We start from the raw sequence: 8,263 nt of genomic DNA on the forward strand, positions 1-8,263 counted from the left end.
ATTAAGCGTATCAATCTTCAAATTTTTTGGCTCCGAGCAAGCTCGTCAGCCAAATAAAAAACAGCTAGACCAATTATGATCTAACTGCTTATGTAAACTGCCATCAACTTAATTTGACGAACAGCCACTTTTTAAACTATATAATTTATTTTTGACTATTTCTCAATAGTTTGATTCAAATAATAATTAAATTAAAATTTTGCGTCCAATGGAGGAACAACTTGCTTTTTACGTGAAACGACACCTGGCAATGAAGCTTTATTATCTTCGACCTTAGTATTCAAAGCAGCTTCAAAAGTCTTAACAGCACTGTCATCACCAATGATGATACCTGTTGTATCGCTTGTCAAAATGTTAGTAATCAAAAGCACGAACAAGTTATAGCCTTGCTTGTCGCTTTCAGCTTTAATATCTTTAACGAAATCACTTTCGCGTTTCAAAGTATCATTGATATCAACTGTATTTACTTGAGCAATACGTACACTGTTGCCATTCATGTCAAAACTCTTGGCATCCATATCGATCAATTCTTGTGTTGATTTGCTGTCTAGGTTTGTACCGGCTTTAAGCATTTCCAAACCATATGTTTCATAATCGATGCCAGCAGTCTTTGCAAGGCTCTTCAAGGCAGCTTTATCTTCGTCAGTAGTTGTAGGTGATTTCAACAACAATGTATCAGAAATGATTGATGAAGCCATCAAAGCAGCAATTTTAGCAGGTACTTCAACATCGTTTTCGTTGTACATCTTCCAAATAATTGTACTTACACAACCAAGTGGTTCAGCACGATAGTACAATGGCAATTTTGTTTCAAAGTTAGCGATTCTGTGGTGATCTACAACGTGTGTGATTTGAACATCGTCAATATCAGGAACGCTTTGTTGTTTTTCGTTGTGATCAACGAGCATAACTTTCTTAACTTCACCATTGATGGCTGAGATGATACGTGGATATTTAGCATCAAAGTGGTTATAAACAAACTTTGTTTCCAAGTTTGGTTCGCCTAAAGCAACAGCTTCAGTGTTATAACCTAATTGATTTTGCAAATATGAATAAGCAACTGCTGCTGAAACAGCATCTGTATCAGGATTTTTGTGTCCAAAAACTAATTCTTTTTCCTTTGGCATGTGTACTATACCCCTTTATATAATTTATCTTGAAGATTTGAGACGATCGATATAACTCATCTCATTTAAGAAATTATCCCATTCTGTCAAGAATTCTTGAATCCGTGGTATCTTTTCTTTATCTTCTCGATATACAAATGATAAATCACTTGATATGGCTGGTTCAAGTGGTGTTTGATAAAGTTTAAACATCTCTTGATGAGCAATGCAAAAGCTTAACGGTAAAATCGTATAAACATCGTCTGATTCTTGAGCAAACTTCAAGAGTTGATAAGGGGATGAAAATCTAGCAATGACCTTAGGGTCATCTACTAAAGCATCCCTGAATCTCTCTCTCAACAATTCTGCAAAGTAATATGTCTCCAAATAAGTTGCCCAAGGTTTAGCGATGGCATCCTTATAACGGACAGATTTTTTCTTGTTAAGTTTTTCATCGCCATGAATCAACATAATATTATCACTGAAAATCTTCTTCGACTTATAAATTTTCCAACTCTTAATATTCTTATCAGGTAAATACATAATTGCTAAATCAATTTGATTATTTTGAATATTGTCCCAGAGTTCTTTTCTCGTCAAAAGATTCAAATCAATGATGACATTTGGATTGATTCGATTATATTCAACAATAAAATCTTCAATGACCATCGACTCAGCCGTCGATAATAAACCAATACTTATTGTACCAGTTTTTTCCGATGACTCTTGTTGAATTTGGTCAGTGACGCCATTGATCAGATCAAAAATCTGATGGGTCGTTTTTAAAAGCGACGTCCCAGCATCGGTCAAATAAATCTTTTTGCCAACGCTGTAAAACAATGGTGCTCCCACGACTTTTTCAATTTTTTTGATTTGTTGCGTCAAAGCTGGTTGAGTAATCCCCAGCAATTGTGCTGTCTTCGTGTAACTCATATTTTTAGTCAATTCATCAAAGTAATTCAATGCTTTGGAACTAAAGACTCTTCTCGATTTTTCGTCCAGCAATAAAAGAATCCTCCTAAGTATTTGTGAAAGTAAAAATTAATATATTCAATAAGATAATCATACTATATAAAGTTAAACTATGCTGTTGATATTACTTCTTTTCAGCAATTTTTTTCACAAATCTGATTGGTTCGCCATCGCTCTTCGGATCCATAACAAATGATCCATTTGAATATCGATCAGTACTTTGGTGACTTGCTCGATCAATTTTAATTTCGTTATTAGAATCAGTCACAATTGAAATTTCCTCTTGATTCAAAAGATTCGTTACTAAACAAATTCGATGTGGCTGACGTTTCAATTCACGCAAGGTCAAAACTCCACGACGAGCTCGACTAGTTACCGGAATTTCTGACAATTTCATCTGTTTGTATGAACCACGTTGCGTCAAAATAACTATCTTCTCATTTTCATCTTGGCTCAAGAAATAACCAGCTAATTCATCATCATCTTTTAGACTGACGAATTTAACGCCAATAGCCTTGCCACTGACTTCTGGTACTTCGCTGACAGGAAAGGCTGAAGCGTATGAATTTTTGGTAAAGACATAAATCAAATCTAAAGAATCAGGTTCAACATAGTAAACATCTAAGACTCGAGCCCCATCAGTCTTTAATTTGGCATATTTTGAAGCTCGAGATTTATAAGTCCGACCTGGCAACAAATCTTTGAAAGAAACTTGCTTAACATAATTTTCACTCGTACCAATCAAGAAATTACCAGTCTCTTTTAAATCTTTAAAGACAAAGGTCCTTAAAATCGATTCATCGCTATCTAAGCCGATTACTTGCGACAAATGAGATCCAGTATCTTTCCAACGACTATCTTCAATTTCAAAGACTTGTCGATAAATCAGATTTCCTTTATCGGTAAAGATAAAGACATGATCTAAGGTATTGACATTTTCATCTGCAATTGGATAATCGGCATCTTTTAAGCCATTATCATCCGCAGTCGATGCTTGATAAGAACGAAGACTGCTGCGTTTAACATAGCCGTCATGGCTGACCAATAAACGAACATCCTCACTGGCAACTAAGACGCTTGTATCGACTTCAATCTCTGAAACCTTATCTTCAATCTTAGTACGACGACTATCGCCATAATTCTTACGAACTTCTAGCAATTCTTTTTTAATAACTGACATTAAAGTCTTAGGGTCACTAATAATTTTATCAAGTTTTTTAATTTGTTGTTTTAATTCTTTATCTTCTTTTTCCAAGTCAGTTACATCGGTATTAGTTAAACGATATAACTGCAATGAAACAATAGCCTCAGCTTGTTCGTCGCTGAATTGATAATTTTTAATCAAATTATTCTTAGCATCAGATTTATTCTTACTGCTACGAATAGTCTTAATTACCTTATCAAGAATCGAAAGGGCCTTGATTAAGCCTTCAACGATGTGCAAACGCTTCTTAGCTTTAGTCCGATCGAACTCGCTGCGACGTAAGACGACGTCTTTTTGATGTTCCAGGTATTCCTTCAGGATTTGAACCAAACCGACCTGCTGAGGACGCATGTCAGCAATGGCAACCATGTTAAAGTTATAAGAAACTTGTAAATCAGTATTTTTAAACAAGTAATTTAAAATACCATTAGCATCGACATCACGCTTTAATTCAACTACGATCGACAAACCTTGACGGTCACTTTCATCACGAACTTCTGCAATGCCATCGACTTTCTTTAAGACTCTAACTTCATCCATTTTCTTGACTAACTGGGCTTTGTTCACTTCATAAGGTATCTCGGTAATCACAATTTGTGATTTATGACCACGCAATTCTTCGATAGAAGTCTTGGAACGTAAGTAAACTTTACCTCGTCCAGTCTTATAAGCATCCCTGATACCTGATTTACCTTGCAAGATACCGCCGGTTGGGAAATCTGGCCCTTTAACGATTTGCATTAATTCGTCTAAGGTAATATCCGGTTTTTCAATCATTTTGATAGTTGCATCGATAACTTCAGTCAAGTTGTGTGGTGGAATCTCCGTTGCATAACCCGCTGAAATACCAGTTGCACCGTTGACCAAAAGATTAGGAAATCTAGCAGGAAGAACCTTAGGTTCTTTTTGCGTGTCATCGAAATTCCACTCTTCGTCAACTGTATCTTTATTGATATCACGCAACATTTCCGCCGAAATCTTGCTCAAACGAGCTTCAGTATAACGCATCGCAGCTGGTGGATCGCCATCCATTGAACCATTGTTACCGTGCATTTCAATTAGCGGTTCACGTAATTTCCAATCTTGAGATAGTCGAACCATTGCCTCATAAATAGACGAATCACCATGAGGGTGAAAGTTACCCATGACATTTCCGACACCCTTCGCAGATTTACGAAAACCCTTGTCATAAGTATTGCCATCAAGAAACATCGAATACAGAATTCTTCGCTGAACCGGTTTTAAACCGTCACGAATATCAGGTAAAGCTCTTTCTTGAATAATTGATTTTGAATATCTCGCAAATCGATCTCCCATGATTTTTTCGAGCGAGATATCTTGAATTTTAGGAGAATTTTCAGTCACTATTTATCACCTATTCCTTATTCAATAAATCGTCAACGATTTTTTTATCGATTGGATCAGTCTCTTCAACGTTTTCCAAGATATGGTCTCCTTCTTCGGTACCGTTGAAACGAACATTGCTTTCAATCCAATCACGCCTTGGTTTTACCTTATCGCCCATTAATGTAGTTACACGACGTTCTGCTAAGGCAGCATCATCAATGTTAACTCTGATTAAGATACGATTCTTTGGATCCATAGTTGTCTTCCAAAGTTGGTCAGCATTCATTTCACCAAGTCCTTTGAATCGTTGCAATTCATAACCTTTGCCCATTTTATCGATAGCTTCTTGCAACTCATCAGGAGTCCAAGCATATTCGATCTTTGTTTTAGCACCTTTACCCTTTTGCAATTTGTAAAGTGGCGATAGGGCAATATAAACATGTCCTGCCTCAACTAGCGGTCTCATATAACGATAAAAGAAAGTCAAAAGTAAAATTTGAATATGGGAACCATCATCATCGGCATCGGTCATAATAATAATTTTATCGTAATTACGATCTTCCAATTTGAAATCTGCTCCAACGCCTGCACCAATTGTGTAGATCATGGTATTGATTTCTTCGTTTTTATAAATATCTTCAAGTTTAGCCTTTTGAGTATTCAAGACTTTTCCACGTAATGGCAAAATAGCTTGGAACTTGCGATCACGTCCCTGCTTAGCAGAACCACCAGCAGAATCACCTTCGACTAGGAACAATTCGTTTTTAGCAGCATTCTTCGATTGAGCAGGCGTCAGCTTACCAGATAATAAACCATCGCCCTTTTTGCTCTTCTTGCCATTACGAGTACTCTCACGAGCTTTTCTGGCTGCATTTCGAGCTTCACGAGCTCTTAAGGCTTTTTTAACTAATGTCTGAGCCTGCTCGCCATTTTCCATCAAGTAAAAACTCATTTGTTCATAAACTAATTGGTCAACTGCACCACGTGCTTGTGGAGTTCCCAGTTTTCCTTTAGTTTGACCTTCGAATTGTAAAATCTCTTCAGGAATACGAACAGAGATAATTGCTGACAAGCCTTCACGAACATCGCTACCTTCAAGGTTCTTGCTATTTTCTTTTAACAAGCCGACCTTTCGAGCGTAATCATTGAAAGCCTTTGTCAAACCTGACTTCATTCCGGCTTCATGCGTCCCACCATCAGCAGTCCGAACATTGTTGACGAATGAAATAATGTTTTCGGAATAACCGTCATTGTATTGACCAGAAAATTCAATTTCGATTTCAGAATTGGTACCTTCGATATAAAAGATTCCACCGAGAGTATCTTTTCCTTCGTTGAGATACTTAACAAAAGATTGGATTCCATCTTCGTAATGGAAAACATCCTCGCGAACTTCTTCACCACGTTTATCCGTAATAGTGAATTTAACACCCTTGAGCAAAAAGGCTGATTCTCTAAGTCTTTCTGCTAATGTGTCGTAATTAAATTTAATTGTTTGGAAAATTGAGGCGTCGGGCTTGAAACTAATCGTTGTTCCGCTGCCCTCTTTTGTGGAACCCGTCTTTTTAAGAGTCCCAACTGGATGACCACCATTTTCAAAGCGTTCTTGATAAACTTTGTGATCACGAACAACACGAACTGTCATCCATTCAGACAAAGCGTTAACAACTGATGAACCAACACCGTGCAATCCACCGGAAGTTTTATAGCTGTTCTCAGAGAACTTACCTCCAGCGTGCAGCACTGTCAAAATAACCTCAATCGTTGGTTTTCCAGAAGCATGCATCCCTGTTGGCATCCCACGTCCGTGGTCAACTACAGTAACGCTGCTATCTTTGTTGATTGTCACATTGATTTCCTTACCAAAACCGGATAAGGCCTCATCAACTGCGTTATCAACAATTTCATAGACCAAGTGATGTAGTCCGCGTGTATCAGTGGACCCAATGTACATACCAGGTCTTTTCCGTACGGCTTCTAATCCTTCAAGGATTTGAATCGACGAATCATCATAAGATGACTTTGGCATTTATATCATTCCTTTTTCATTTAATGCTAATTCAATATTCTAGTATTATAACACTATTCACGATATACGAATATGTGTTCGTATTCAAGAGAAATCTTTTATTTTTCCCCGAAATAGTGGATAATGTCTAGGTTGGTATTTATAATTTTATTTAAAACACCATAGAGTTACAATATACCAAAAAATAAAGCTGAGAGAGTGATTTTTTAATGAAACTTCTCATTTGTGCAATTTTGGCCTATCTAATTGGGTCATTTCCAACCGCTTATCTTGTCGGAAAAACTTTTTTCCATAAAAATATTTTTGATTACGGCAGCGGTAATGTTGGAACTACAAATGCTTACCGAGTCTTCGGAAAATTTGCCGGGACTGTTGTTTTGATTATCGATATCTTAAAAGGAACTTTAGGCGCCTTGATGCCAGTCTTCTTTAATTTGGATCGGCATTGGGTCTTATTTGTCGGCATCTGTGCCGTAATTGGACACTGCTATTCAATTTTCTTGAAATTCAGAGGTGGCAAAGCGGTCGCTACTAGTGCTGGGATTCTTTTAGCCTACAATCCACTTTTATTTACCCTCTGTTTTATCTTTTTAGCAGCCATCGTCTATACAACTAGTATGGTCAGCGTTGCCAGTTTAACGACCGTCTTATTTTTTGCCATTGCTAGTCTCTTTTTGCATGACTGGATTTTGACGACCGTCGCTGTTATTGTTACTATCATCGTTTATTTCCGCCATATTCCTAACATCAAGCGCCTACTTAAAGGTCAAGAAAATTTAGTTCCGATTGGATTACGATACAAAAAGCAACAACGTGAAAAAAGTAAATAACCAATTAAAAGGCTGAGAAGAAATTCTCAGTCTTTTTTTAACTTAAGGAAATGTTTTTGGTGTTAGAATGTATGCGATTACTATTCAACATACTTACTTTCAATGAATCACGGACAATTAAATATCTTGGGAGGATTTATTATGAAAACAACTAAACTGGTAGTTGGAATTTTGATGATTGTCTTGTCTTTTATCATTGGTTTTCAAGGTATGGCCGCCGGCATTCTCAACGCCTTTGCTGATAAAGGCGCAACTAGCGGCAGTGCTGGTATTTTAATGGCAATTGCTTATATGGTCTCAGGAATTGTTTACTTAGCCACCCAAAGCAAACAAGGCTTAGGAGGAGACATTGCCAATGCAATAATCTTAGGATTGTTTGGATTTATCGCCATTTTTAACGCTAACAAACTTTTTGGCGATTTGATAGTCTGGATCATATTGGGATTCTTAATCGGATTTGGATTTTTAATTTGGCATGTGATTAAAAATAAATCGATTCAAAAAAAGGTTCAAAATACTTCGCAACAAAATAATTTTTCCATGCAAAATCAATCGAGCCATTACCCTTCACGAGCACAGTATCGAGCAATGCATCGCCATTAGAACGCTAAAAGAGCCATAATACCTATTTAAAGGATATTATGGCTCTTTTATTGGCTGTACGATAAATAAAGTTGATAGGTATTTTGCCATCAACTTTATTTTTGTATACCATTTATTAGTAATAACCATTTAAGAACACCAAAAAAGGACACCATTCATGCCCTTTAGATGT

Annotated in this window: 6 protein-coding genes; 2 read left to right on the top strand and 4 right to left on the bottom strand. The window is 36.9% G+C overall.

All coding sequences use genetic code 11. The features are described 5' to 3' along the window. Positions 1 to 191: 191 nt before the first annotated feature. The 4 genes from FHL05_RS11875 to parE all read right to left on the bottom strand — a co-directional run bounded on the left by FHL05_RS11875 (position 192) and on the right by parE (position 6,658). Positions 192 to 1,127, bottom strand: coding sequence for a manganese-dependent inorganic pyrophosphatase (locus tag FHL05_RS11875; RefSeq protein ID WP_153522801.1), 936 nt, complete (start codon positions 1,125 to 1,127; stop codon positions 192 to 194). A 24-nt stretch (positions 1,128 to 1,151) separates the two neighbouring features. Continuing rightward, a complete protein-coding gene (locus tag FHL05_RS11880; RefSeq protein WP_420360970.1) occupies positions 1,152 to 2,108 on the bottom strand; it encodes a LysR family transcriptional regulator in 957 nt (318 codons plus the stop codon). A 94-nt stretch (positions 2,109 to 2,202) separates the two neighbouring features. Next, complete coding sequence (gene parC, locus FHL05_RS11885; RefSeq protein ID WP_162000303.1) at positions 2,203 to 4,647, bottom strand: DNA topoisomerase IV subunit A; 2,445 nt, start codon at positions 4,645 to 4,647, stop codon at positions 2,203 to 2,205. A gap of 10 nt (positions 4,648 to 4,657) precedes the next feature. Next, positions 4,658 to 6,658, bottom strand: a complete 2,001-nt coding sequence (gene parE / locus FHL05_RS11890; RefSeq protein ID WP_153386588.1) for a DNA topoisomerase IV subunit B — start codon at positions 6,656 to 6,658, stop codon at positions 4,658 to 4,660. Positions 6,659 to 6,867: 209 nt separating this feature from the next. On the opposite strand from parE, the gene plsY reads away from it, so the two are divergent. After that, complete coding sequence (gene plsY / locus FHL05_RS11895) at positions 6,868 to 7,488, top strand: glycerol-3-phosphate 1-O-acyltransferase PlsY (protein ID WP_153386586.1); 621 nt, start codon at positions 6,868 to 6,870, stop codon at positions 7,486 to 7,488. Positions 7,489 to 7,629: 141 nt separating this feature from the next. Beyond that, positions 7,630 to 8,091 carry a hypothetical protein gene (locus FHL05_RS11900; RefSeq protein WP_192917966.1) on the top strand — a complete coding sequence of 154 codons (462 nt, stop codon included), beginning with the start codon at positions 7,630 to 7,632 and terminating at the stop codon, positions 8,089 to 8,091. The last annotated feature ends 172 nt before the right edge of the window (positions 8,092 to 8,263 follow it).

This window comes from Companilactobacillus halodurans, from assembly GCF_009600995.1.
GTDB classification, from domain to species: domain Bacteria; phylum Bacillota; class Bacilli; order Lactobacillales; family Lactobacillaceae; genus Companilactobacillus; species Companilactobacillus halodurans.